Consider the following 26,403-nt stretch of genomic DNA (forward strand, 5'->3'; position numbering starts at 1 on the left):
TGCGAGCGGACGATCGTGTCTCCCCGGAACTCAGACCTTGAGCGTGCCGCGCTCGATCTGGTCGCGCTCGAGCGATTCGAACAGCGCCTTGAAGTTGCCTTCGCCGAAACCGTCGTCGCCTTCGCGCTGGATGAACTCGAAGAACACCGGGCCGAGCAGTGTCTTCGAGAAGATCTGCAACAGCAGGCGCGGCTTGCCGTTCTCGGTCGTACCGTCGAGCAAAATGCCGCGCGCCTTCAGTTCGCCCACCGGCTGACCGTGACCCGGCAGGCGGGTCTCGAGCGCATCGTAGTAGAAGTCGTTCGGCGCGGTCATGAGATCGACGCCTGCCATTTGCAGGTTGTCGATGACCTGAAGCAGATTGTCGGTGAGGAAGGCAATGTGCTGAATGCCTTCACCGTTGAAGGCCATCAGGAATTCCTCGATCTGGCCGCTGCCCTTGGCCGATTCCTCGTTCAGGGGAATGCGGATTTTACCATCGGGGGCGGTCATCGCCTTGGAGGTCAGGCCCGTGTACTCGCCGGAAATGTCGAAGTAGCGAATCTCGCGGAAGTTGAACAGTTTCTCGTAGAAGTTGGCCCAGTAAGCCATGCGGCCACGATAGACGTTGTGCGTCAGGTGATCGATCAGGCGCAGGCCGTGACCGACCGGGTGACGGTCGACGCCTTCGATGTATTCGAAGTCGATGTCATAGATCGACTTGCCTTCTTCGAAGCGGTCGATCAGATACAGCGGCGCGCCGCCAATGCCTTTGATCGCCGGCAGACGCAGTTCCATCGGACCGGTTTCGATCTCGACCGGCTGTGCGCCGAGTTCCAGCGCGCGGGCGTAGGCCTTGTGCGAGTCCTTCACGCGGAAGGCCATGCCGCAGGCGCTCGGGCCATGCTCGGCGGCGAAGTAGGCCGCTTCGCTGTTCGGCTCGCGGTTCACGATGAAGTTGACCTCGCCCTGACGGTACAGCACCACGTCTTTCGAGCGGTGACGCGCCACGAGCGTGAAGCCCATCTGTTCGAAAATGGGTTCGAGGACGTTCGGCGTAGGCGAAGCGAATTCCACGAATTCGAAGCCCATCAATTGCATCGGATTTTCAAACAGGTCGGCCATGATCGTCTCGGCTTGGTGAAGTGATTTGCAGGGATGACAAATTCATTGGGCGCATGCACCGGCCGGAGGTTACGTCCCGGCAAATACAAACGACTTCGAATCGTGCAACAAAATTGCGCTTTATCGACCGATGAGTCGGGATATCGCAATCGGCGCGTTCCGTTCGTCGAAATCCTTGCTAGTGCAAGTGTTTTGCGCAAATTTTCGTCATTTCATGAGGGGCAGTGTAAGTGCGTCGGCGCAAAATAGGATTTCGTAAATGCGCTAGGGAAACCCTAGGTTATGCACTAATATTTCCAGAACTGGCTTGGGTGAGAAATAAAAATGCACGACATTGAAATTGATCGGATTGACGTACGCTTACTGGGAATATTGCAGAGTCACGGACGGATTTCGAATCTCGAACTGGCTGAAGCGATCAAGCTTTCGCCCGCGCAGACGCTGCGACGTCACCGCCGTCTCGAAGAAATGGGCGTGATCAAGGGCTACGACACCCGGCTCGACGCGCAGCGGCTCGGCTTCAGCGTGGTCGCGTTCGTCCATGTGACGATGGAGCGCGGCCATATCCGCGACCTGTCGAACTTCAAGGGACTGGTCGCGGAACTCGCGCAGATTCAGGAATGCTTTTCCGTGACGGGCGACATCGACTACGTGCTCAAGGTCGTGGCGCGGGATTTGAAAGCGCTGTCCGAGTTTCTGCTCGATACGCTGATGCGCATTCCCGGCGTGAGCGCCGTGAAGTCGAGCGTCTGTCTCGACGAGATCAAATGCACGTCGGCCGTGCCGCTCTGACGGCGACGGCGCTACCTATCCCACACCGTGGGAAACGCGCGAGGCGACACATCATGGTTGACAGCGTCCGAAAATCTGTGATTTCATGTGCCACATGATCACCGCGCAATTCTCCCTCTCGCTACGACTACTAGCCCGCTCCACCGGGCTTGGTCCGTTGCTGCGCGCGTGCATCGTCTGAATTCCTCACTGAAGCACCGCTGATTTTCCCCAGTTACGCCGACCTGAGCCCCGGTTCATCCAACCGGAGGTCGTAGCTTATCTGCGTCTGTGCGTCGTCCGGTTGACACTTTTGCTGACAATCGAGACCCGCCATGTTGAAGAACCCCGCTACGAAGTACCGTCCGTTCACCCCGGTCAACATCCCCGACCGACAGTGGCCGAGCCGCACCATCACGCGTGCCCCGATCTGGATGAGCACCGACCTGCGCGACGGTAATCAGGCGCTCTTCGAGCCGATGGACGCCCAGCGCAAGATGCGCATGTTCAAGACGCTCGTCGCCATCGGCTTCAAGGAAATCGAAGTGGCCTTCCCGTCGGCCTCCGACACCGATTTCAACTTCGTGCGCGAGTTGATCGAAGGCGGTCACATTCCCGATGACGTCACGATCGAAGTGCTCACGCAAGCCCGCGACGATCTCATCGAACGCACCTTCGCGTCGCTCAAGGGCGCACCGCGCGCCATCGTTCACCTCTACAACGCCACGGCCCCGGAATTCCGCCGCATCGTCTTCAATCTCGACCAGCCGGGTGTGAAGGCGCTCGCCGTGTCCGCCGCCAAGACGATCAAGCGTTGCGCCGATGCCGCCCCGGAAACGCAATGGACGTTGCAATACAGCCCGGAGACGTTCACGGGCACCGAACTCGATTTCGCCAAGGAAGTTTGCGACGCCGTCTTCGACGTATGGCAGCCGACGCCTGAGCGCAAGTGCATCGTCAACTTGCCTGCGACCGTCGAAATCGGCACGCCGAACTACTACGCCGACCAGATCGAGTGGATGCACCGCAACCTCGCGCGTCGCGACTCGCTGATCCTCTCCGTTCACCCGCACAACGACCGTGGCACGGCCGTTGCCGCCGCCGAGCTGGCCGTGATGGCCGGTGCGGATCGCATCGAAGGCTGCCTGTTCGGCAATGGCGAGCGCACGGGTAACGTCGACCTCGTCACGCTCGGTCTGAATCTGTACACGCAGGGCGTCGATCCCGGTCTCGACTTCTCGAACATCAACGAAATCGCTCGCACGTCGGAAGAATGCACGCAGTTGCCGGTGCACCCGCGCCATCCGTATGTCGGCGATCTCGTGTTCACCGCATTCTCCGGCTCACACCAGGACGCCATCAAGAAGGGCCTCGCCGCACAGAAGCCGGATGCCGTCTGGGAAGTGCCGTATCTCCCCATCGACCCGAGCGATCTCGGCCGCACGTACGACTCGATCATTCGCGTGAACAGCCAGTCGGGCAAGGGCGGCATCGCTTACTTGCTGGAGCAGACGTACGGTGTGCAGATGCCGCGTCGCCTGCAAGTCGACTTCAGCTCGGCCGTGCAGCGCTACACCGACGAGACGGGTGCGGAAGTCACCGCCTCGCAGATCTGGCAACTGTTCCAGAAGGAATACGTGGCGTCGACGGCTCCGGTGGCGTACGTCGCCCACACGCTCTCCGAGCGCGACGGCCGTCAGCACATCGCCGTGACCATCGACGTGCATGGCCAGCGCACGACGGTGTCGGGTGCCGGTAACGGTCCGCTCGACGCGTTGATGAACGCCATGCGCACGCCGGTTCGCGTGCAGCACTACGAGGAACGTGCGCTGACGCAAGGCGCAGATGCACGCGCCATCGCGATCGCGGAAATGGCGGGAGAAACGATTGTGGGCAGCGCGTTCGGTGTGGGTATCGACGCCAATCTGACGACGGCCTCGATCCGCGCGGTCATCAGCGGCATCAACCGTGCCTACGCACGCAGCGATGCCGACGCACAAGGCAAGTTCTTCGATGCCGTGATGCGTGACGTTGCGAAGGCTGTCTGAGCCGCGCGAACGCTAAGGAATGACAGGAAGGACTGAAGGAGACATTGGGCAGAAGCGTCCCGTCCGGCACTGATCGTGCTTGACGGGACATTGGGAGCGGCGTGGCGGAACTTACCGGTGACCGCACGCACTCCCGGCCCGAAAACATCGGCGGTGATGCTGTATTACACCGCTTCGATGGCGATAGCGATGCCCTGGCCGACCCCAATGCACATCGTACACAGCGCAAAGCGACCACCCGTACGCTTGAGTTGATACATCGCCGTCGTCACCAGACGTGCGCCGCTCATGCCGAGCGGGTGGCCCAGCGCAATGGCGCCACCGTTCGGATTGACGCGCAGATCGTCGTCGGCCACGCCGAGTTGTCGCAACACGGCAAGGCCCTGGCTCGCAAACGCTTCGTTGAGTTCGATGACGTCGAACTGATCGAGCGACATACCGAGCCGCGCGAGCAGTTTTTGCGTTGCGGGAGCCGGACCGATGCCCATGATGCGCGGTGCCACCCCTGCCGTCGCCATGCCCAACACACGGGCACGCGGCGTCAGGCCATAGCGCGCCGCACTCGCCTCGTCTGCCAGCAGCAGAGCGCAGGCGCCGTCGTTGACGCCAGAAGCGTTACCGGCGGTCACGGTGCCATCAGGGCGTACCACGCCCTTGAGTCTGGCGAGCGCTTCCATGCTCGTCGCACGCGGGTGTTCGTCACGATCCACAATGATCGCTTCGCCCTTCTTCTGGGCGATGGACACCGGCGTGATTTCCTCGGCCAGCGTGCCGTTTGCCTGAGCGCGCGCGGCCTTCTCCTGCGAGCGCACCGCAAAGCGATCCTGATCTTCGCGGCTGATGCCGAAATCGGTCGCCACGTTCTCGCCCGTCTCGGGCATCGAATCCACGCCGTACTGCGCCTTCATCAGCGGATTGACGAAACGCCAGCCGATGGTCGTGTCGTACATCTCTGCCTGACGCGAAAACGCGCTGGCTGCCTTGCCCATCACGAACGGCGCACGGCTCATGCTCTCCACGCCGCCTGCAATCATCAGACCCGCTTCGCCCGCCTTGATGGCGCGCGCGGCCGTGCCGATGGCGTCCATCCCCGAGCCGCACAGACGGTTGATCGTCGCACCCGGCACGTCCTGCGGCAGACCGGCGAGCAGCGACGACATGCGTGCCACGTTGCGATTGTCCTCGCCCGCCTGATTGGCGCAGCCGTAGATCACGTCGGCAACTTGCGTCCAGTCGACGTTCGCGTTGCGCGCCATCAGCGCCTTGAGGGGGATCGAACCGAGATCGTCGGCACGTACCGACGACAGTGCGCCGCCGTAGCGGCCGATAGGGGTGCGAATCGCGTCGCAGATGAAGACTTCACTCATTTTTCAACCTCAGGCAATGGAGGGGGACGGCAGCAGCGTCACACCGGTCAGGCGTTGTAGTTCGTCGAACGCGAGGCCCTCGACCATATCCACGACGCGCAGCCCGTCGGGCGTCACGTCGATGACCGCGAGGTCGGTGTAGATGCGCGTGACGCAGCCCACGCCGGTGAGCGGATACGTGCATTGCTCGACGATCTTGCTCTCGCCCTGCTTGGTCTGGTGTTCCATCATCACGAACACCTGCTTCGCGCCGCTCGCGAGGTCCATCGCGCCGCCGACAGCCGGAATCGCATCGGGTGCGCCCGTGTGCCAGTTGGCGAGGTCGCCGGTCTTCGAGACCTGGAACGCGCCCAGCACGCAGAAGTCGAGGTGACCGCCACGCATCATCGCGAACGAGTCGGCGTGGTGGAAGTACGCACCGCCCGGCTTCAGGGTGACGGGTTGTTTGCCAGCGTTGATGAGGTCTTCATCCTCTTCGCCCTTGGCAGGGGCCGGGCCCATGCCGATCACGCCGTTCTCGCTCTGGAGAATGATTTCCTTTTCGGCGGGCAGATGATTGGCCACTGCCGTGGGCAGGCCGATGCCGAGATTCACATAAGCGCCGTCGGGAATATCCTGGGCGACGCGGGCGGCCATCTGGTCGCGGGTCAGTCGATTCATGTCTTGCTCCGGTTCAGATGGGGATCAGGCGGCGGTGGGCGGCACGGCGACCACACGCTGCACGAAGATGCCAGGCGTGACCACGGCTTCCGGATCGAGTTCGCCGAGTTCGACGACTTCGCTCACCTGAACGATGGCGCACTTCGCCGCCGTGGCCATGATCGGGCCGAAATTGCGGGCGGTCTTGCGATACACGAGATTGCCCCAGCGGTCGCCCTTGAGCGCCTTGATGAGCGCGAAGTCGGCGTGGATAGGCGATTCGAGCACGTATGACTTGCCGTCGATCATGCGCGTTTCCTTACCTTCGGCGAGCAGCGTGCCGTAGCCGGTCGGTGTGAAGAACCCGCCGATGCCCGCGCCTGCAGCGCGAATGCGCTCAGCGAGGTTGCCCTGCGGCACCAGCTCAAGTTCGATCTTGCCAGCGCGGTAAAGACCGTCGAACACCTGCGAGTCGGTCTGACGCGGGAACGAGCAAATGATCTTGCGCACGCGTCCCGCCTTGAGCAGCGCGGCGAGGCCCGTTTCGCCGTTGCCGGCGTTGTTGTTGACGATGGTCAGGTCGCGAGCGCCTTGTTCGATCAGGGCGTCGATGAGCGCCGAGGGCATCCCGGCGTTGCCGAAGCCGCCAATCATGATCGTCGCGCCGTCGTGGACGTCCGCGACCGCACTGGCGAGCGAGTCGTAAATCTTGTTGATCACACGTGCCTCCTGGGCATTTCCGTCAATTCGCAAATCCACCTTCCAACCGGATGAACACGCTTGGCCATCGCGTTTCCGGTGGCTGTCTCCCGGCGATGACGTCTTGTGCGGCGGCATCGTCTGGTTCACAATGTTCTTATAGCGAACAAATATTCGCTATAAGAACAGCGTAAGCCTTCCGTCGTTGGGCGTCAAGCGAGGGGCTGCCCGGAGTCTTTGCGATGCGCACGATCTGAGAAGGCCCGGGGAGGACGTGAGCGGGAGGAACTCGCGCGGTAGAACCGGCGGCGCAAATCCATTACGCTTGCCGTTCACGCAATGCTCAACTTTCACTGACTTTCACCGATTACATGACCCCAGCGACGAACGACATCCCTGACGCGACCGACAAGAAGCCGGGCGACTCCTATGTGCAGTCGTTTGCGCGCGGGCTGGCTGTGGTCAAGGCGTTCAACGCAACGCGTCCGGCACAGACGCTCTCCGAAGTGGCGCAGGCGTCCGGCCTCACGCGCGCCGGGGCACGCCGCATTCTGCTCACGCTCGAAGCACTGGGTTATGTGCGCAGCGAAGGGCGTCTGTTTCGTCTCACGCCGCGCATTCTCGACCTCGGTTTTTCCTATCTGACGTCGATGCCGTTGTGGAATCTGGCCGAGCCGTTCATGGAGGCGCTGGTCCAGGAGGTGCAGGAAAGCAGCTCGGCGTCGGTGCTCGACGGCGACGACATCGTCTACGTGCTGCGGGTGCCCGTGCGCAAAGTCATGTCGATCAACCTCTCCATCGGCAGCCGCCTGCCAGCGTGGTGCACGTCGATGGGCCGCGTGATGCTCTCCGCATTGCCGGACGACGAACTCGACGCCATCCTGCGACGCGCCGATCTGCGTCAGCACACCGGACGCACCGTCACTGACATCGACACGTTACGCGCGCGAATTCTCGACGTGCGCGCAAAGGGCTGGGCGCTCGTCGATCAGGAACTGGAAGAGGGGTTGATTTCGATTGCTGCGCCGATCCGCAATCGCGGCGGTCAGGTCATCGCCGCTATGAACGTCAGCGGTCAGGCGAACCGGACGTCGGCTGCCGAGATGGAAGCGAAATTCCTCGCGCCGTTGCAGCAGGCCGCGCAGAAGATCTCGCAGATGGTGGTGGTGTAACGATTACGCACGGCGAACGTCGTCGCAAGCAAAAGGGGCATCCGATGACGGATGCCCCTTTTGCATTGACGATGCGCAACGGCTGACGCTCAGTGCGCTGCGTTGCCGAGCGCCCCGGCACGGGCAATACGAATCGCCGAGAGCAGCGTGTCGTGATCGCCGACCTGATTGGCGAGCAACAGAATCAATTGCGCGTTAGCTGCCTGACTTTGCGCTTCGTCGAGATCACGATGCATGTCGATGAGCGCCTCATAGAAGTCGTCGGGACGCGTCAGTCGCGGTTGAGTATCGAGGGCCATGAAGTGTCTCCTGCGTGCTTTACTTGTGTCGTCGGATTGTCGTCACGCGCTCATGCCGCGCATTGCAGCGGCGCGACTTCCGGTGCGGTGCGTCCCAGCGCGCGTTCGCGTGCGGCCGCGATGGCCGTCGCGTCGACCGTACGCCAGCGCGCGCACACGTGCTGGTCGGGACGAATCAGATACACCGTACCGGGCGCGGCGTCGTAACGCTGCGCCGCAAGGCCTTGCGTGTCGTGCCAGACGCTGTGCGCGTCGTGGGTATCGCATGCCGCTTCGAGATCCGGTGTAACGAACACCGGAATCACCGGCACGCTGTCGCCCGACAAGGCTTCGAGCGCGGCAAGCGATGCCGCATCGAGCGACGACGGCGCACCGAACACGAGCGCGACGAAACGTCCGCCCAGACGCGGCAGCAGCCAGCTCGCCTGACCGTGACGCGCGAGCGGCGCATCGACACAGGCGGCACCCGGCGTCATGTGGCCGGCGAACGTGTCGGTTTCCGCAGTGTTCAGTGTCGACTCGTGCAACACGGCGGGCACGGACAGACGTCCGCTATTGACCAGTTGACGCGCAAACGCATGATCGCGGGCGAGCGTCAGCACAGCGTCGCGGAACACGCGCGACACGGGGCTCTTCGGCGTAATGAAATCGGTGGAGCGCGTGGAGTTGCGGATGTTCTCGTCGGCGGCGTACTCACGCTCGCGAGCGTAAGTGTCGAGCAGCGTGTCGGGGGCGTGACCGGCCAGCACCAGCGCGAGTTTCCACGCGAGGTTTTCGGCGTCCTGCACACCGCTGTTGGCCCCGCGTGCACCGAACGGCGACACACCATGCGCGGAGTCGCCTGCGAACAGCACGTGAGCGTGCCGGAAGTCGTCCATGCGCAGACACGAGAACGTATAGACGCTGACCCATTCCAGCGTGAACTTCGCATCGGGGCCGAGCAGTGCCTGCACGCGTGGAATGACGCGCTCGGGCGCTTTCTCGGCGACCGGGTCGGCGTCCCATCCCAATTGGAAATCGATACGCCAGACGTCGTCCGGCTGACGATGCAGCAACACCGACTGATTCGGGTGGAACGGCGGGTCGAACCAGAACCAGCGCTCGGCGGGGAAGTCCGCTGTCATCTTCACGTCGGCAATCAGGAAGCGGTCCTTGAACGTGCGTCCGTGGCTGTCGACGCCGATCAGCTTGCGCACGGGACTACGTGAGCCGTCGGCCGCAACGACGTAGCGCGCTGTCGTCCGATACTCGCCATCCGGCGTCTCGACCGTGAGCGTGACGCTCGCATCCGCCGAGCCGGGCGTGCCCTGCTGCGTAAGCCCGACGACCTTGTTCTTCCAGCGAATCTCGATGTTCGGCAACTCGCTTGCGCGCTCGAACAGATAGCCTTCGACGTAATACTGCTGAAGGTTGATAAAGGCCGGACGATGATGACCCGCTTCGGGCAGCAGATCGAAGTTGTAGACCTCCTGATCGCGCAGGAACACGCGGCCTACGTTCCAGCGCACGCCCTTTTCCACCATGCGCTCGCCGCAACCGAGACGGTCGAAGATATCGAGCGTGCGCTTGGCGAAGCAGATGGCGCGCGAGCCGGTCGAGAGCGTGCAATCGTCGTCGAGCACGATCACGGACACGCCTTGCTGCGCGAGGTCGATGGCGGTGGCGAGGCCGATTGGGCCTGCACCGACCACGATAACGGGATGCGTGACGGGGTCGGCGTGCGCGGCCTGTTCGGCGCACGACCGGTATTCGAACGTCAGGCGCTGGTAATCGATGCTGCTCATGCAAAGTCTCCATCGTCGGCACCGCACCGGCACGCGAGCGCCGGCGGGTGACGTTTTTCTAATTTTGCTTTGACTGCCGATTGCTATCTATTGCGGACTCAGTTCTGCAGCGCGGCCCACATTTCCTTGTCGCGCTGCGCCGTCCAGATACGCGGATGCGTGATGCCGGACGCTTCGTCGAAGGCGCGCGTCACGTCGAACGGCAGGCAGTGTTCGTAGATGAAGACGTGGCCGAACTTCGGATCCATCTGGCTACGCGTAAGCGCCATCGCACCCTTCAGATCGAGCTTCTGTTCGACGGCTTGCTTGCCCGCTTCGAACAGCGTCGTCACGAAATCCTTGGTGTAGGCGAGGCCCTTGGCGACTTCGTCGGGCGTAGTCAGCGCGGGGCCGCGACCCGGCACGAGCTTCTCTGCGCCCAGCGCGGCGAGGGCGTCGAGCGTGGCCGGCCATTCAGCGAGTTGTGCGTCGCCGGTGTAGCAGGCGGCGTCGTACTCGACGAGGTCGCCCGAAAACAGCACCTTCTGCGACGGCAGCCACACCACCGTGTCGCCCTTCGTGTGACCCGAACCGAGGTGCGCGATCTTCACTTCGAGCTTGCCGAGGAACAGCGTCATTTCCTTTTCGAAGACGAGCGTCGGCCACGTGAGGCCGGGCACTGTCTCGACACCGGCGAACAGGCGCGGGAAGCGCTCGATCTCCGACTTCATGTCGGCTTCGCCGCGCTCGACGATCATCTCGTACGTGCCGCGGCTGGCGATGATCTGCTGTGCGCCTTCGGCGAAGTAGGCCGACGCACCGAGCACGCGCACGGCGTGGTAGTGCGAGAGCACGACGTACTTGATCGGCTTGTCGGTGACGGTGCGGATCTTGGCGATCAGGTCCTGCGCCATGGCGGGCGTGGCCGTCGTGTCGACGATCATCACGCCGTCGTCGCCGATGATGACGCCCGAGTTCGGGTCGCCCTCGGCGGTGTAGGCCCAGGTGTTTTCCGACAGTTGGGTGAACGTGACCTTCTTGGCTTCCAGGTCGGCTTGCGAGGCGAATGCTTTGGCCATGCTTGTCTCTCTCTTATCTCGTCTGCGGGGATGGTGCTGTAGGGCGAACTGCCCCTAGGTGAGGGCATCTTACGAAACGCCTGGATTATTTGTCAATGACAAATCTGATTGTTATTTGCTAATGTTGCGGCGTAAGTGATCGAAGCGGGTTTTCGTTGCGGGTTTACCCTGCGGCATTGGACGGTTGTCCGGGAATCTCGCTGCCGACCCGTTTAAAATCTAGGCCATTTTCCCGAGGGAGCGCAGCTCCCAGAACTGCATGAATCGAATTCCGATGGACGGCACGACCGACGCGACGCACGGCACCGAGGCGGCAGGCCAGCCAGGCCGTGCATCGCGCGGCGTGCAAAGCGTGGATGTCGCGGCGCGTGTGCTTCAGGCGCTGGCGCAGGCACGCCGCCCGCTGAGCCCCGGCGATATCGCCACGCTTGCGGGGTTGCCGCCTGCGCAGGCGCATCCGTACCTGGTGAGTCTCACGCGACTAGGTTTGCTCAAGCGCGATCCCATGTCCGGCGACTACGCGCCGGGACCGATGACGCTGCGCCTCGCGCTCTTGCATCTCGAAAACGATTCGGCGTATCGCGCTGCCGTGCCGCGTGTGGTCGCGCTGGCGCGCGAGACGGGCTTCTGTGTGGCGATCTGCACCGGCGCGCCGCAAGGGCCAGTCGTCGTGCATTTCGAACGGGCGGCGTTTCCGTTGCATGTGAATTTGCATGTGGGCTCTGTCATGTCGCTCACGACGACGTCGACCGGCCGCGCGTTCTGCGCCTTTACACCGCAGACGCAATGGCCACCGGCGTGGCACGAACAGATGGCGGGCGATGCGGCGGAGCGGGCGCGCTTCGACACCTTGCTGGACGAGACGCGCGAGCACGGCATGTCGCGCAGCGTGAATACGCCCAGCCCGTCGGTGAGCAGTCTGTGTGCGCCGGTGTTCGACACGCGCGGGCGTTTGCGCCTCGCGCTCACGGCCATCGGTCCGACAGCGGCGCTCGACGTCGCGTGGGACGGTGCCGCCGCGAGCGCATTGCGGGCGACGGCCGCCGCCATCGCAGCGCAGATCGGGATGTCGGGCAACGACGGCGAGGTGGCGGCATGAGCGCGACCCGAAACCGTAGCGAACCCAAAGTGGAAAGCGAAGCGATGGAAAGTGGTCCTGCAAAGCCGCAGCGAGGCATTCAGGCGCTGGAGAGCACGGGCATGTTGCTCGAAGCGCTGGTAGCTGCGGGACGTCCGTTGCCGCTCAACGTGCTCGCGCGCGAAGCCGGAATGGCGGCGGCGAAGGCGCACCCGCATCTCGTCAGCCTACAGCGGGCGGGTCTGCTCTCGCGCGACGAAAACGGCAATTTCGAAGCGGGCGCGCTGAGTCTGGATCTCGGGCTGATGGCGTTGCAGCGTCTGTCGCCGACCGGTGAAGCCGAGCCGGAAATTCTGGCGCTCGCGCAGGCGACAGGGTTGTCGGCCGCGATGGCGGTTCTGGGGCCGGTGGGGCCGACGGTCGTGCGTCTTGAAGAGGCGATGCGTCCGCAGCACGTGAGCTTGCGCATCGGCACCGTGCTATCGCTGGTGAACACGGCCATTGGGCGAACGTTCGCGGCCTTCCTGCCTGGGGCCGTGCTCGACGGACTCCTCGCGCAAGAGCCGGTGCGCATGGCGGGACTGGGCGCGGAAGGGCGTGCGGCGAAGGCGCCTGCCGACTATAGCGCGCGTCTGAGCGCGATTCGCGAGCAGCAATTCGATACGGCGCTGAGCAATCCCGTGCCCGGCATCGATACGATTGCGGTGCCGGTGTTCGATCACACGGGCGAGGTGACGTTGGTGCTCGCGCTGATGGGGTCGACGGGCAGTTTCGAAACCGCGCTCGACGCCGCACCGCTGCAAACGTTGCGCGCCGCAGCGCATCGGTTGTCGTGGCGTTTCGGCGCGGTGGGACGCGTGGACGAGGCGTCGGCATAGTCGTTCGGCCCGACGGCGACGTATTTCCGCCACGTCGGACAGATGGTCGCCGAGGGGACGCGCACGCACGGTAAGATGGACGTCGGCGCCACCCGCGTTCCCCGCGTTTCCCTGTCACCCCGACCTGTTGCCATGACTGCTGCCATGACCCGCGTGATGACCCGTGTGATGACCCGTGAACCCGTTCGATCTCCCGCCGTTTCCACTGACATTGTTCCGGTCCGCCGGTGGTTCAGGCATAACGGCGCGCGGTGGCAGACACGTATTGCCGCGCTGAGCATCGTGGGCGCACTGGGCGCCTGCACGACGCCCGCCCCGCAGCAGCCGGGCCCCGCGAAGCCGCCCGAGTCTGCTGCCCGCATCGACGGCATGCCCGCCGACTGGACGCTCGTCTCCACCGTGATCGTGAGTCGCCACGGTGTCCGATCCCCGACCCACGCCCACCCTCCGCTGGACAAACTCAGCCCGGACGCGTGGCCCGGCTGGCCGGTGCCCGCCGGTTATCTGACGGCCCGCGGCGGATCGCTGTCCGAGCGCATGGGCCGCTACTACGGCGACTGGCTGCGCGCGCGGCGCGTATTGCCGGAGCATGCATGTCCCGCCCCCGGTGCCATCTACGGATGGGCCGACATCGATCAGCGCACGCGTGAATCCGGTAATGCGTTGTTGCAAGGGATCGCGCCGGGATGCGACATGCGCACATCGCATCAGCCCGATCTCACGACGTATGACGCCGTCTTTCAGCCAGTCGCCGCAGGCGATTGCCCGCTCGATCCGGGCGCGGCTCGAGGGGCCATCGAGTCACGTCTGGCGCCGGAGGGCGTCGCCGGTCTGAACAAGCGCTACAGCGCAACACTCGCGCGCATGGGCGAGGTGCTCGACTACGCGCACAGTCCCGCTTGCGGTGCGCCCGGTGGATGCAAGCTGGAGGAAGTGCCAACGCGTTTGCGTGTGGAGAGTGACGGCAGCGGTGTGACGTTGCGTGGCGCGTTAGGCAGCGCGGCGAAGGCGTCCGAAGTTTTCCTGCTACAAGCTGGCGAGGGCTTGCCCGACAATCAGGTCGCGTGGGGACGCATTCGCGACGACAAGGATTGGGCGCTGCTGCTCGAGGCGCATAACGCGCAGCGTGATCTGCTGAACAAGACCCCGTATCTCGCCACGACCAACGGCACGCCACTGCTCGCGACCGTGCTCGACGCACTTACACGTGCCGAAGCGACGAGTGCGCCGTCGACGCCCGCCGTGCGCGGCCCGGCGCTGCCGACGGGCAACCGCGTTTTCGTACTGACGGGACACGACACGAACCTCGCCAACCTCGCAGGTATGCTGAAGCTCGACTGGCAATTGCCGGACCAGCCGGACAATACGCCGCCCGACGGTGCACTCGTCTTCTCGCTGTGGCGCAATCCGGCGGGCGAGCCGTTCGTTCGGGTGGAATTGGTGTATCAGTCGATGCAGCAACTGCGCCAACTGACGTCGCTCTCGCTGGATGAACCGGCGAAGCGCGTAGCCCTCGCGCTGCCCGATTGCGGCGACGGACCGGACGTCAAAGCGTGCCGCTGGCCCGCGTTCTCGCAACGCGTGAAATCGGCGTTGTCGCCTGCGTGTCTTGCGGGCGTTCAGTGACAGGTGCGCTGACGAGCGCGCCACTGGCGCGAACCTGAATAAATCACGGGAACTTCGGTTCCCGTTTTTTATTGCGCAGATTCCGCAACGGTGAGTCACGCGGACGTTTACCTCTAATTTATTTCGTGCGCGAAATAAAAATCGAAATATACTTCGTGTGCGAACTATGTGTGTCTTCGAAATAAGTTACTGAGAGGCGCTGGACATCCCCCCGGGTATGCGAGTGCCCGGGAGTCGTATCGTGACGTCACTTGCTGCTGAGATTCCTGCCGTCGACGGTTATCCGCTCGGCGCGCATGTCTGGTATCCCGAGGAATTGCCTGCGAAAGGCGTTGTGTTGGTGCACCCGGCGACGGCCGTACCGGAGCGGCTTTATTTCGCGTTTGCGAAATACGTCGCCGAGCGCGGATTGATTGCCGTCACCTACAGTTATCGAGGCATCGACGGGTCGCGACCGTCATCGCTCAGAGGGTTTCGGGCGCGTATGCGCGACTGGGCGGATCTGGATGTCGAGGGCGTCACGCGTTGGGCTTGCACTCATTACCCGTCGCTGCCGCTGTATGCCGTCGGGCATAGCTTTGGCGGTCACGCCATCGGATTGTGCGAAAGCTCGAACCTGCTGCGCGCGGCCGTTCAGGTGGCGTCGCACGCGGGGGCGATGCGCGTGGTGAAGCACCGCCGCGAACGCTCACGCGTCACATTGCTGATGCACTGGCTTGCACCGCCGCTCGCACGTCTCGTGGGCTACATGCCGGGCAGCCACCTCGGCATCGGTGAGGACCTGCCGAAAGACGTACTGCTCGAATGGAGCGGCTGGACGCGCTTGCCGAATTACTTCTTCGACGATCCGACGCTGGACGCCGAGGCCCGTTTTGCTCGCGTGCGCACGCCGATCCTCTCGCTCGGTTTCGACGACGATCTCTGGGCGACGCCCCTGGGCATCGACATTCTCGTATCACGGTTTAGTCACGAGAACGTCACGCGTCGGGAGATATCGGCGAGTCTTTCGGACACCGGATCGATCGGGCATATGGGATACTTCCGCCAGCGTTCCGGCGCGTTCGCGTGGCCGGAAACCATCGACTGGTTGTTGTCGACGGGCGCAGTGAATGCCGGGGAGCGTCGCACAGGAGCGGGTGTGTCGGCGCCGACGGCATGACCGCCCGCGATCCTTTGATCCCGAATTCCTCAGACTGACGAGACGGCATGCCCAAACGCCAGGCGTCCCCTGCGACTGAAAAATCTGTCAAGCAAAGCAAGTCGACGACCGAAGCGGCCGACCGACGCCTGTTCTTCCTGCTCAATGTCGGACAACGCCGCGTGCAGCAGTGGATCGACGCACGCGCATCGGAGAACGCGGGCGTGAGCGCCGCGCAGGCGGGCGTGCTCTTCTACTTGCTGCATCATGAGGACGCGCTCGTCGGCGAAGTCGGTGCGGCGCTGCAACTCTCGCCGTCATCCATGACCGGGCTGGCGAATCGTATGGTCGTCGCGGGTCTGCTCACGCGCTGGGCCGATGCCAACGATGGCCGTGCCACGCGTTTGCGCATCACGGCCGCCGGTCACAAAGCCATCGGTCGCGCGCGCGATGTGCTGGCCGAACTCAACGACCTGTTACACGACGATTTCACCGAAGCCGAGCTTCGCGTCGTAGCGCGCTGGCTCGGGAATCTGCAAAAGCAGTTCCCGGCAGAAGGCTGACGCGCGCCGGGTGTCAGTGAATCGCCAGTGCGTTCGACTGCGCGTTCGCGATACCCGCCGCCACGTTCACACCGATGTTGCCTGCGGCACCCATCAGCGCGCGGTCACCGAGCGACGCGTTCATCGCGCCCGTCACCGTCGCTGCATTGCGGATCGTCTGGGTCGTATCGATGGACACGTGGCTCGCTTGCGCCACCACGATCTGATTGGATTGCACGTTGAGTGCACCGGCGGCGACGTTAACGCCGAAGCTGCCGTGGGCATCGCGCAGCGCATCCGCGCCGAGCGTTGCGACGACTGTCGGATGGCCGTTGAAAACGGCGTCGGTTGCGATGGTCTGCCGGGTGGAGAGCTGGACGACGCTGGCGTCGTCGGGCGTGGCAGCGGCGGTGGAGAGGGTGACGCTAGCACTGGCAACGGCCAGCACGAAAGCACTCAGCGAAGCGAGACGCGGCATGTTGGTCTTCCCCAGATCGTCCGTTGGGACGGATATCTGGATAACGGCGCCTGAGGCGCCCGGGTTGAATGTTTTTTTCGTATGTCGTTTGCGCGCCTGGCTGTTGTTAATGTGCCCCGCTCTGGCGTGCCACTTCATCGAAAGCCGCAGTCGTTCCCGTGACCGCTGCGGCGCGCATTCTCGCATGACGACACGTCGCCGTGCCGTCATGCGTTCGCGCAAAAATTCACCTGAACCACTCTTGACGCGCGAGATTACGCAGGTTCTCCCGCGCCGTTCGCCAATCCCGTCGAATGCCCCTGCGACTGCATTGCTGCCTGCTGCTGCACCGACGCCGATTTCTTGTGGTCGATGAGCAACACGGCGATCACCGCAATGACGGCGGGAATCGCGATTGCCATAAAGTTTTGCTGCAACGGCAGCGACATGCTCACGAGTACACCGATCACGATGGGCGCGAGAATTGCACCGCTGCGTCCCACGCCGGAAGCCCAGCCGATCCCTGTGCCGCGTGCCGCCATCGGATAGAACTGACCCGCATAAGCGTACGTCACGATCTGCGTGCCGATGGTCGATGCACCGGCCAGTCCCACGAGCACAAACAGCACCGGTGTCGGGACCTTCACGCCGAGCAACGTGATCGACACAGCGGCGAGTGCATACATCCCCACGAGCACGTATTTGATGTTGAAGCGATCTGCGAGCCAGCCGCCGCCGATCGCGCCGAGCATCGCGCCGAAGTTCAACACGAGCACGAACGTGAGCGCTGAGCCGAGGCTGTAACCGGCGCTGGCCATGAGCTTCGCGAGCCACGAGCTGAGCGCGTACACCATGAACAGACACATGAAGAACGCGACCCACAGCATGACGGTGCTGAAGCCACGGCCGTCCTGGAAGAGCCGCGAGAGCGGCGCGGCTTGCTTGCGGTCCGTGCCCGGCAGTGCGAACTGGTCGCTCGGCTGCGCAACGTAATCCGGCGAGAGGCGGCCGAGGACTTGTTTGAGTGTGTCGATACGTCCGTTACGAATGAGAAACGGCATCGATTCGGGGAGCGCCTTCATTGCGAACGGCACGAGCAGTGCGGGCAGGCTGGCCGCGAGAAACACGGACTGCCAGCCGTACGATTCGATCAGCCCCTTGCCGAGAAGTGCTGCGAGCATGCCGCCAACCGAGTAGCCTGAGAACATGAGCGTGACGAGTGTGCCGCGCAGACGTCGCGGCGAGTATTCCGTCATCTGCGCCACGACAATCGGCATCACACCACCGATGCCGACGCCTGCCAGAAAGCGAGTAACGGAGAAACTGATCGGCTCATGCGTGAGCCCGGCCGCTGCGGTGAACAGCGAGAACATCAGCACACAGATGGCGATGGCTTTGCGACGGCCAATGCTGTCCGCGACCATGCCCATCACGATGGCGCCGAACATCATGCCGAAGAGCGCGGAGCTGACCATGAAACCGGCGCTGGTCGCGTCGACGTTCATCGCCTTCATGATCGACGGCAGCGCAATGCCCGCGACTGCGAGGTCGTAGCCGTCAAAGATGATGATGAGCGCGCACCAGAGCAAGATGCGTCCGTGATAGCCGTTGAAGCGTGCTTCGTCGGCCAGATGATGTACGTCGATGTGTCGCATGCGGGTGTCTCCATAAACGAATCCGCCCTCCGTCGGATCGCGGAGAGTCTTTGGCTTTTTCATTCATGACCGACGCACGCGGCAGCTAGGCCGAGCTTCAGAGGCGCGACCTGTGGCCGTCACCGGAGAAGCAGACCACCTCTGTGTCCTGCGATGGGTGGCTGTTCATGCAATATCGTGCATGCAGTAAACGCGAAACGGACGTCGACTGCAAGGCGAATTTGATGTTTTTAGGGTTTTACATGAGAAAACGCCGCTCGTAAGTGTCTGTTTAATTACGGTGAGGGGCGTGTCGCGGGAGGCGGGGTGTGCGGCGGCAGAACACCGCCGCACGGACTACATCAATGCAACTTATTGCCTGGCGACGGAGAAGGGCGGGAGTTGATAGCTCCACGTCTCGCTGATGGCCTTCCCGCCCGAGACCAGTGCGGCGCGCAGTTCGACGACCTTGGCCGGGTCCTTGACCATCACGCGCAGGTTCAGGCGCATGCCGTGCGTGACCGGGTTCGGCTGCAGCGTCTGCTCGATGATGGTGGCGTTGTCGCTCACGCTGATTTGCGGTGTGACCGAGCCGGGTGGCAGCGTGGCGAGCGGGCCGCCGTCGAAGTCCACGATCAGGCCGGTACTGCCGTCGAAGTGACGAATCAGATTGGCCTGTGTGATTTCGCCTGCGGTGCGCAGCGTCTGCTTCACCCACGCCAGATTGCGGTCGATGATGCCGCGCTCGTTCATCGTCCAGCGGATGTTGTAGTCGGCCTGCAGCGGCGTGCCCTTGGGCGGCAGTTGATCAGGCGTCCAGAACGCGCCGATGTTGTCGTTGGTCTCGTCCGGCGACGGAATCTCGACCAGTTCGACATGCCCCTTACCCCAGTCGCCCTGCGGCTCGACCCACGCGCTCGGACGCAGATCGTAGCGGTCCTTCAGGTCTTCGTATTGTGAGAAATCGCGTCCGCGCTGAAGCAGGCCGAAGCCTCGCGGGTTGGTCACCTGGAACTGGCTGATGGCGACGTTGCGCGGATTGTTCAGCGGACGCCAGATCCATTCGCCATTGCCCGCATGAATCGCGAGGCCGTTCGAGTCGTGCAGTGCCGGACGGAAGTTGTACGGGTCGCGCTGCTGATTCGGCCCGAACAGGAACATGCTCGTGAGCGGCGCGATGCCGAGTTTGGTCACCTTGTCGCGCATGAACACGCGTGCCTGCACCTTCAGCAGCGAGTCTTCGCCCGGCGTCAGATCGAAGCGATAAGCGCCTGTGGCGCGCTTCGAATCGAGCAATGCGTAGAAGACGAGATGCTTGTCGCCCGCGTTCGGACGCTCGATCCAGAACTCGCGAAACGCCGGGAATTCTTCGGCGATGGGCAGGCCGGTGTCGATGGCAAGGCCGCGTGCGGACAGACCATAGATCTGGCCCTTGCCGATCACGCGGAAATAGCTCGCACCGAGCACGCTCATGATCTCGTCGAGCTTGCCGGGTTCGTTGATCGGGTAGAGCACACGAAAGCCTGCATAGCCGAGGTCGTGCGTGGCGCTGCGATCGAGCTTCAGATCGCCGAAATCGAAGCGCTTGCTGTCGTACTTGATCTCGTCGATCTTCGCGTTAGCGCCGGTGCCGACGATCTCGTTGATCTTCACCGGCGTGCTGAACTGCATGCCCTGATGATAGAAGCCGAGCTTGAACGCCGTCGGCTGATCGTTCCATTCGAACGCTTCGCGGCGCGGCTGAATCTTGATGTAGTCGCCGAACTGCATCTTCGCGAAGGCCGGTGTGAGGTTGCTCGCAGGGGCCGCGTAGGGCTTGTCGGCGAGCGCCTTCGCGCGGGCGGTTACGTCGTCGAGGGAGAACGCATTGGCATGCGCGGCGCCCAGCAGGGCGGCACCCGTGACGATCCATGATGCGCATCGGCGCCAGGACGCAATCTGAAAAAACAAAACCAAAAGTCGCTCCTGAAGTGAAGGGGTAGGGTGCCTCGGCGCCGCCTTCGGGGCGGTGCCATTCCGCATGGAGGCACAGAAATCTCTCTAAAAACGCCAATTGTGGCAAAGTATCGCACTTCGTGTTGCGAGTTCGACGTTTTGCGGCACTCGCAACGCCCGCCGATACGACGACCCAGACGTTCTGGTGCAGGATGCTACTGCGCGCGCCACACGTCGCACTCAATTGGATCGCCATCAGATGCGAATGCTCTCCGCACTGGCGCTTGCCGCCAGTCTCGCAGTCGCGCCGGCCTTTGCCAGCGCCGCTCAAGCCTCCGACAACGTTAGCAACGGCGGTGTTCCCGTCGCGATGCCTTCGGCGTCCGCCAAGCAACGCTTTATCGACGATCTCATCGCGCGCATGACGCTCGAAGAGAAGATCGGCCAACTGCGCCTGATCAGCATCGGCGCGGACATGCCGCAGCCAAAACTCATCAAGGAAATCGCCGCCGGTCGCGTCGGCGGCACGTTCAATTCAGTCACGCGCAGTGAGAATCGTCCGCTGCAGGATGCCGCCGTCAAGCAAAGCCGTCTGAAGATTCCGATCTTCTTTGCTTACGACATTGTGCACGGCCATCGCACCGTGTTCCCGATCAGCCTCGGCCTCGCGTCGAGCTGGGATATGACGGTGGTCAAGCAGGCCGCACGCGTGGCCGCGCAGGAAGCGAGCGCGGACGGTCTGGATGCTACGTTTGCGCCGATGGTCGACATCTCGCGCGACCCGCGCTGGGGCCGCACCTCGGAAGGCTTCGGTGAAGACCCCTATCTGGTGTCGCAGAGTGCGCGCGCCAGCGTGCAGGGCTTTCAGGGCACCTCGCCCGCTAATCCGGACAGCCTGATGGCGTTCGTGAAGCACTTCGCGCTGTATGGCGCGGTGGAGGGCGGGCGCGATTACAACGTCGTCGACATGAGCCCGATGCGCATGTATCAGGACTATCTGCCGCCGTATCGCGCCGGTATCGATGCCGGTGCAGGCGGTGTGATGATCGCGTTGAACTCCGTGAACGGCACGCCCGCGACGTCGAACAAATGGCTGCTGCGCGATCTGCTACGTGACGAATGGGGCTTCAAGGGCGTGACGGTGAGCGATCACGGCGCGATTGAAGAACTGATGCGTCACGGCGTGGCAAAGGACGGCCGTGAAGCCGCGAAACTCGCCATCGAAGCGGGCGTCGACATGAGCATGGCGGATCAGCAATACCTCAAGCAGTTGCCGGATCTCGTGAAGTCGGGCGACGTGCCGATTCGTTTCATCGACGACGCCGTGCGCGAAGTGCTTGGCGCGAAGTACGACATGGGCCTCTTTGCCGATCCGTATCGTCGTATCGGCAACGCTCCGCAAGACCCGAAGGATGTGTATGCCGACGACCGTCTGCATCGTGACGCCGCGCGCGATATCGCTCGCAAGTCCATCGTCCTGCTCGAAAACCAGCACGACGCGTTGCCGTTGAAGAAGGCGGGCAAGGTCGCCGTGATCGGGCCGCTCGCCGATTCGAAGCTCGACATGATGGGCAGTTGGTCCGCAGCGGGCAAACCGGCGCAGGCCGTTTCGTTGCTGCAAGGCGTGCGCGACACGCTCGGCGACAAGGGACAAGTCACGTACGCGCGCGGGGCGAACATCACCGACGATCCGCGCGTGGTCGAGTATCTGAACTTCCTGGACTGGGACAATCCTGAGGTCGTGCAGGACAAGCGCACGCCGCAGCAGATGATCGACGAAGCGGTACAGGTTGCGCGCAACGCCGACACGCTGATCGTGGCCGTGGGCGAATCGCGCGGGATGTCACATGAAGCGTCGAGCCGCACGAGTCTGATGTTGCCGGGCAGCCAGCTGGCGTTGTTGCAGGCGCTAAAGGCGACGGGCAAGCCGCTTGTCGTGGTGCTGATGAACGGCCGTCCGCTCGATCTGAACTGGTCGAAAGTCAATGCCGATGCGATGCTGGAGACGTGGTACGCGGGCACCGAAGGCGGTCATGCGATTGCCGACGTACTGTTCGGCGACTACAACCCGTCGGGCAAGCTGCCGATCTCATTCCCGCGCTCCATCGGTCAGATCCCGACGTACTACAACCAACTGCGCATCGGCCGTCCGTTCACGCCGGGCAAGCCCGCGAACTACACGTCGCAATACTTCGAGGAAGACTCCGGCCCGCTGTACGCGTTCGGCTACGGCCTGAGCTACACGACGTTTGACGTGTCGAAGGTCAAACTCTCGGCGAAGACGATGACGATCGGCGCCACGGTGGAGGCGAGCGTGACGGTGCGCAACACCGGCAAACGCGAAGGCGAGACGGTCGTGCAGTTGTATTTGCAGGACGTGGCGGCGTCGATCGTGCGTCCGATCAAGGAACTGAAGGGGTTCCAGAAGGTGAGCCTGAAGCCGGGCGAGTCGCGCACCGTGCAGTTCGCCATCGACGAGCGTTCGCTGAAGTTCTACAACGCGAAGCTGCAATACGTGGCGGAGCCGGGCGACTTCAACGTGCAGATCGGACTCGATTCGCAGAACGTCCAGCAAGCGACGTTTACGCTTAAGTGACGCTTCAGTAACGTGAAGCTTCACGCCTGCGTCTGGAATTCCCCCGCAAGGAATTCCACGCAGGCGCGCACTTTGGCAGACGACGCCACGCGCGACGGATACACCGCCCAGACGTTGGCCGGTTGTGTAACATCAGGCAGCACCTGCACCAGTTCTCCGCGCGCGATCAGCGCACCCACATCCCACATCGACCGCAGCACGATGCCCTGACCGTCCAGCGCCCACTGCACGGCGACTTCGCCGTGATTCGTCGAGAGCGGTCCCGTCACCTTGAGCGAGACGGACTCGCCGCGCTGCTGCAACCGCCACATGCCGAACGGGTGATCGCGTTCCTTGATGACGATGCACGCGTGTCCCGCGAGATCGCTTAGCTGGCGCGGCGTGCCGTGCGCTTCTAGATACGCCGCCGACGCGCACAACACGCGATGGTTGTCTGCGAGCTTGCGCGCAATGAGATGCGGTGCGATCTCGTCGCCGATGCGCACGTCGAGGTCGTAACCCTCTGCCGCAACGTCGACAATGCGGTCGAACAGGTCCAGCCGGACATTGAGTTGCGGATGCAGCGCACGAAGCCGCGACATCGCCGGGGCTACGACGTGCCGTCCGAAGCCGAAGCTGCTCGACACCCGAAGCGTGCCGCGTGGCACCTGACGCGTGCTCGACACGTCCTCCATCAGATGACTCACGTCGTCGAGAATCTTCTCGGCCCACGCGTAGACCCGCTCACCCGCATCGGTGATCGCTACGCGCCGCGTCGAGCGGTGCAGCAAACGCGTGCCGAGATCGGCCTCCAGCATGCCCACGCGCTTGCTCACGTAGGCGGGCGAGACGCCCAGCGCCTCGGCTGCTGCCGAGAAGCTGGCGCGGCGCGCGACCTGACAGAACACGCGCAGATCGTCGAGATTGGGATTGACGGGTAGAGGTTTATTCACGATTCGTGGATAGTGGATTAACCGAATGGGTGATTTTATCCGCGATGGAATGGAATAACCTAGCGGCATTCGTCAAACGTTCAGGAGACAGACCATGACCGAAACGTCCCAACGCCCCCAGCGTCCGTTCAAGATCGCCGTGATCCCGGGCGATGGCATCGGTAAAGAGGTGATGCCCGAAGGCCTGCGCGTGCTCGACGCCGCCAGCAAGCGCTTCGGTATTCCCGTCGAGTATCAGCACATCGAGTGGGCAAGCTGCGACTACTACGTCAAGCACGGCCAGATGATGCCGGACGACTGGAAGGAGCAACTCGACGGCGTGGACGCGATTCTGTTCGGTGCGGTGGGTTGGCCCGAGACGGTGCCCGATCACATTTCGCTGTGGGGCTCGTTGCTGAAGTTCCGTCGCGAGTTCGATCAGTACATCAATCTGCGTCCGGCGCGTCTGTTCGACGGTGTGCCGTCTCCGCTCGCGAATCGCAAGGCAGGGGATATCGATTTCATGATCGTGCGCGAGAACACCGAAGGCGAGTATTCGTCGATTGGCGGTGTGATGTTCGAAGGCACGGAGCGCGAGTTCGTCGTGCAGGAGTCGGTGTTCACGCGTCAGGGCACGGAGCGCGTGCTGAAGTTCGCGTTCGACCTCGCGCAGCAACGCAAGCGTAAGCACGTGACGGTCGCAACCAAGAGCAACGGCATTTCGATCTCCATGCCGTGGTGGGACAAGCGTGCGGCCGAGACGGCGGCGAAGTATCCCGACATCACGTGGGACAAGCAGCACATCGACATTCTGTGTGCGCGCTTCGTGCTGAATCCGGATCGTTTCGACGTGGTCGTCGCCTCGAATCTGTTCGGCGACATTTTGTCGGACCTCGGCCCGGCGTGCACCGGCACCATCGGCATTGCGCCGTCAGGCAACCTGAATCCCGAGGGCAAGTTCCCGTCGCTGTTCGAACCGGTACACGGTTCGGCGCCGGATATCGCGGGCAAGAACATTGCGAACCCGATCGGCATGATCTGGACCGCCGCGATGATGCTCGACTTCATCGGTCGCGGCGACACCCGCACGCGCGCAGCCCACGACGCGATCCTCGCCGCCATCACGCAGACTATCAAGGACGGTCCGCGCACCGGCGACATGGGCGGGCGCGCGAACACGACCGAAGTGGGTCAGGCGATTGCGGCCGTCGTCTCGGCCGGTTGATCTGCTGAGCCGGTCTGCGCGGCCGATGCAACGTCGCGCGGCGCAAAGTACCGGTTGGGTACGGCCGGTACGCCGAGATTCTCGCGGAAGGTGCGGCCTTCGTACTGCGTGCGAAACAGGCCGCGCCGCTGCAACTCCGGTACCACCAGATCCACGAACGATGTAATGCCTGCGGGCGCGCTCGGGAACATGATGTTGAAGCCATCGGCCGCGCCCGTCTCGAACCAGTGCTGAAAGTCGTCGGCAATCGATGCCGGTGTGCCGACCAGCACGCGGTGTCCACCACCGGTAAAGCGTGTGTATAGCTCGCGCACGGTCGGCTGTTCGCGTCGTATCCAGTCCACCAGCAGTTTCTGACGGCTCTTGTGCGAGTTCGTCTCTGGCACATGCTCGGGCAGTGGCACCTTCGCATCGAACGGCAGGCTGCCGAGATCGATGCCGAGGCTCGCGTAGTTCGTCAAAGCATTCAGCACGACCGCAGGATCGCGATGCGACAGCAGGCTGTCGTACAGGTCTTCCGCTTCCGCTTGCGTGCGTCCCACGATAGGCGAGACGCCCGGCAGGATGAAGATGTGTTCCGGCTGGCGTCCGTACTTCAACGCACGTGTCTTCACGTCCGCATAAAACGCGCGGGCGTCCTCGATATCCTGCGCGGCTGTGTAGAGCAGTTCGCCCGCTCGTGCGGCCAGCTCACGTCCCGCTTCGCTCGACCCGGCCTGCGCGATGACCGGCCAGCCCTGCACCGGACGCGGCGCGCTGAGCGGCCCGCGCACGCGGAAGTGCTTGCCCCGATGATCGAGCGTGCGGATGCGCGACGGATCGGCCCACTGGCCGGTTGCCTTGTTGCGGGGGAAGGCGTCGTCGGCGTGGCTGTCCCAGAGGCCCGTAACGACGTCGTAGAACTCGTTCGCACGCTCGTAGCGCTCGGCGTGGTCGACGTGATCGTCGCGGTTGAAGTTCTCGCCGCCGCCGGTGGACGTCACGAGATTCCATCCGGCACGCCCACCCGACAGATGGTCGAGCGACGCGAACGCCCGCGCCACGTTGTACGGCTCGCTGTAGGTGGTGCTGACGGACGCGACGAGGCCGATGTGCTTCGTCGCCCCGGCCAGTCCTGCGAGCAACACGACCGGGTCCCAGCGAGGCGCGCCGGGGCTATGGGCGAGTGCGACCGGGTCCGTCGAAACGAAGAGGTTGTCGAAGAAGAAAAGTGCGTCGAACAGACCGCGTTCCAGTTCTTGCGCGTAGTGTCGGTAGCGTGCGAACTGTGAGTAGGCGTCGGTGTCGGTGTCGGGGTGGCGCCAGCTATCGCCTTGCACGCCGGAACCCGACATGTAGGCGCCCAGCCGGAGTTTGCGGGCAGGTTGCGTCATGGGCTTGCTCTCGTTCGATTTCGGTAGACGACAACGATAGGCGCACGAGACGCGTCACCACAAACAACG

Annotated in this window: 22 protein-coding genes; 10 read left to right on the top strand and 12 right to left on the bottom strand. The window is 63.3% G+C overall.

Annotation, left to right across the window (positions count from 1 at the left end; translation table 11 throughout):
• Window positions 1-30: 30 nt before the first annotated feature.
• Window positions 31-1,104 carry a 4-hydroxyphenylpyruvate dioxygenase gene (hppD, locus tag NA29_RS03720; protein WP_039395888.1) on the bottom strand — a complete coding sequence of 358 codons (1,074 nt, stop codon included), beginning with the start codon at window positions 1,102-1,104 and terminating at the stop codon, window positions 31-33.
• A gap of 324 nt (window positions 1,105-1,428) precedes the next feature.
• Between hppD and NA29_RS03725 the strand changes: the two genes are divergently transcribed.
• Window positions 1,429-1,896, top strand: a complete 468-nt coding sequence (locus NA29_RS03725) for an Lrp/AsnC family transcriptional regulator (RefSeq protein ID WP_039395891.1) — start codon at window positions 1,429-1,431, stop codon at window positions 1,894-1,896.
• A 314-nt stretch (window positions 1,897-2,210) separates the two neighbouring features.
• Complete coding sequence (gene leuA / locus NA29_RS03730) at window positions 2,211-3,923, top strand: 2-isopropylmalate synthase (RefSeq protein WP_039395893.1); 1,713 nt, start codon at window positions 2,211-2,213, stop codon at window positions 3,921-3,923.
• 164 nt (window positions 3,924-4,087) lie between these two features.
• Here leuA and pcaF read toward each other — a convergent pair whose 3' ends face one another.
• The 3 genes from pcaF to NA29_RS03745 are packed head-to-tail and all read right to left on the bottom strand — an operon-like array spanning window position 4,088 to window position 6,649.
• Complete coding sequence (pcaF, locus tag NA29_RS03735) at window positions 4,088-5,290, bottom strand: 3-oxoadipyl-CoA thiolase (RefSeq protein WP_039395895.1); 1,203 nt, start codon at window positions 5,288-5,290, stop codon at window positions 4,088-4,090.
• Between the two features lie 9 nt (window positions 5,291-5,299).
• Complete coding sequence (locus NA29_RS03740; protein ID WP_039395897.1) at window positions 5,300-5,950, bottom strand: 3-oxoacid CoA-transferase subunit B; 651 nt, start codon at window positions 5,948-5,950, stop codon at window positions 5,300-5,302.
• A gap of 24 nt (window positions 5,951-5,974) precedes the next feature.
• Window positions 5,975-6,649, bottom strand: coding sequence for a 3-oxoacid CoA-transferase subunit A (locus NA29_RS03745; protein ID WP_039395899.1), 675 nt, complete (start codon window positions 6,647-6,649; stop codon window positions 5,975-5,977).
• 350 nt (window positions 6,650-6,999) lie between these two features.
• Between NA29_RS03745 and NA29_RS03750 the strand changes: the two genes are divergently transcribed.
• A complete protein-coding gene (locus NA29_RS03750; protein ID WP_052252493.1) occupies window positions 7,000-7,800 on the top strand; it encodes an IclR family transcriptional regulator in 801 nt (266 codons plus the stop codon).
• Window positions 7,801-7,889: 89 nt separating this feature from the next.
• Here NA29_RS03750 and NA29_RS03755 read toward each other — a convergent pair whose 3' ends face one another.
• The 3 genes from NA29_RS03755 to NA29_RS03765 form a co-directional block, all read right to left on the bottom strand.
• Complete coding sequence (locus tag NA29_RS03755; RefSeq protein ID WP_039395902.1) at window positions 7,890-8,099, bottom strand: DUF2783 domain-containing protein; 210 nt, start codon at window positions 8,097-8,099, stop codon at window positions 7,890-7,892.
• A 50-nt stretch (window positions 8,100-8,149) separates the two neighbouring features.
• On the bottom strand, window positions 8,150-9,883 hold the full coding sequence (locus NA29_RS03760; RefSeq protein ID WP_039395904.1) for an FAD-dependent oxidoreductase: 1,734 nt from the start codon (window positions 9,881-9,883) through the stop codon (window positions 8,150-8,152).
• Window positions 9,884-9,981: 98 nt separating this feature from the next.
• Entirely contained in the window at window positions 9,982-10,941 is a 960-nt protein-coding gene (locus NA29_RS03765) for an MBL fold metallo-hydrolase (protein WP_039395906.1), read from the bottom strand.
• A 259-nt stretch (window positions 10,942-11,200) separates the two neighbouring features.
• On the opposite strand from NA29_RS03765, the gene NA29_RS03770 reads away from it, so the two are divergent.
• The 5 genes from NA29_RS03770 (at window position 11,201) to NA29_RS03790 (ending at window position 16,224) form a co-directional block, all read left to right on the top strand.
• On the top strand, window positions 11,201-12,040 hold the full coding sequence (locus tag NA29_RS03770) for an IclR family transcriptional regulator (protein ID WP_224786727.1): 840 nt from the start codon (window positions 11,201-11,203) through the stop codon (window positions 12,038-12,040).
• Entirely contained in the window at window positions 12,037-12,897 is an 861-nt protein-coding gene (locus tag NA29_RS03775) for an IclR family transcriptional regulator (protein ID WP_084103431.1), read from the top strand. Before NA29_RS03770 ends, NA29_RS03775 begins: the two co-directional genes overlap by 4 nt.
• Window positions 12,898-13,029: 132 nt before the next feature.
• Window positions 13,030-14,523: a histidine-type phosphatase gene (locus NA29_RS03780; protein WP_052252494.1), complete on the top strand. Its 1,494-nt coding sequence runs from the start codon at window positions 13,030-13,032 to the stop codon at window positions 14,521-14,523.
• A 241-nt stretch (window positions 14,524-14,764) separates the two neighbouring features.
• The gene (locus NA29_RS03785) at window positions 14,765-15,682 is read left to right on the top strand and encodes an alpha/beta hydrolase family protein (protein ID WP_174555894.1); all 918 of its coding nucleotides are present in this window, start codon (window positions 14,765-14,767) and stop codon (window positions 15,680-15,682) included.
• Between the two features lie 47 nt (window positions 15,683-15,729).
• Window positions 15,730-16,224, top strand: a complete 495-nt coding sequence (locus NA29_RS03790; RefSeq protein WP_084103433.1) for a MarR family winged helix-turn-helix transcriptional regulator — start codon at window positions 15,730-15,732, stop codon at window positions 16,222-16,224.
• A 13-nt stretch (window positions 16,225-16,237) separates the two neighbouring features.
• Here NA29_RS03790 and NA29_RS03795 read toward each other — a convergent pair whose 3' ends face one another.
• The 3 genes from NA29_RS03795 to NA29_RS03805 all read right to left on the bottom strand — a co-directional run bounded on the left by NA29_RS03795 (window position 16,238) and on the right by NA29_RS03805 (window position 20,244).
• A complete protein-coding gene (locus tag NA29_RS03795) occupies window positions 16,238-16,681 on the bottom strand; it encodes a FapB/FapC family functional amyloid domain-containing protein (protein WP_052252496.1) in 444 nt (147 codons plus the stop codon).
• 254 nt (window positions 16,682-16,935) lie between these two features.
• Window positions 16,936-18,315 (bottom strand): MFS transporter, encoded by a 1,380-nt coding sequence (locus NA29_RS03800; protein ID WP_039395910.1) that lies wholly within the window; start codon window positions 18,313-18,315, stop codon window positions 16,936-16,938.
• Between the two features lie 351 nt (window positions 18,316-18,666).
• Window positions 18,667-20,244 carry a glucan biosynthesis protein G gene (locus NA29_RS03805; RefSeq protein WP_371328970.1) on the bottom strand — a complete coding sequence of 526 codons (1,578 nt, stop codon included), beginning with the start codon at window positions 20,242-20,244 and terminating at the stop codon, window positions 18,667-18,669.
• Between the two features lie 250 nt (window positions 20,245-20,494).
• On the opposite strand from NA29_RS03805, the gene bglX reads away from it, so the two are divergent.
• Window positions 20,495-22,825, top strand: a complete 2,331-nt coding sequence (gene bglX, locus NA29_RS03810; protein WP_218919676.1) for a beta-glucosidase BglX — start codon at window positions 20,495-20,497, stop codon at window positions 22,823-22,825.
• A gap of 20 nt (window positions 22,826-22,845) precedes the next feature.
• Here the strand turns inward: bglX and NA29_RS03815 are convergent, their stop codons facing one another.
• The gene (locus NA29_RS03815) at window positions 22,846-23,757 is read right to left on the bottom strand and encodes a LysR family transcriptional regulator (protein ID WP_039395914.1); all 912 of its coding nucleotides are present in this window, start codon (window positions 23,755-23,757) and stop codon (window positions 22,846-22,848) included.
• A gap of 94 nt (window positions 23,758-23,851) precedes the next feature.
• Between NA29_RS03815 and NA29_RS03820 the strand changes: the two genes are divergently transcribed.
• Window positions 23,852-24,961, top strand: coding sequence for a tartrate dehydrogenase (locus NA29_RS03820; protein WP_039395916.1), 1,110 nt, complete (start codon window positions 23,852-23,854; stop codon window positions 24,959-24,961).
• On the opposite strand, the gene NA29_RS03825 is transcribed toward NA29_RS03820, so the two are convergent.
• The gene (locus tag NA29_RS03825) at window positions 24,928-26,334 is read right to left on the bottom strand and encodes an LLM class flavin-dependent oxidoreductase (protein ID WP_052252497.1); all 1,407 of its coding nucleotides are present in this window, start codon (window positions 26,332-26,334) and stop codon (window positions 24,928-24,930) included. The two genes, NA29_RS03820 and NA29_RS03825, sit on opposite strands and share 34 nt — an antisense overlap.
• Window positions 26,335-26,403 lie beyond the last annotated feature (69 nt).

This window comes from Pandoraea sputorum, assembly GCF_000814845.2.
In the GTDB taxonomy this organism is placed as follows: domain Bacteria; phylum Pseudomonadota; class Gammaproteobacteria; order Burkholderiales; family Burkholderiaceae; genus Pandoraea; species Pandoraea sputorum.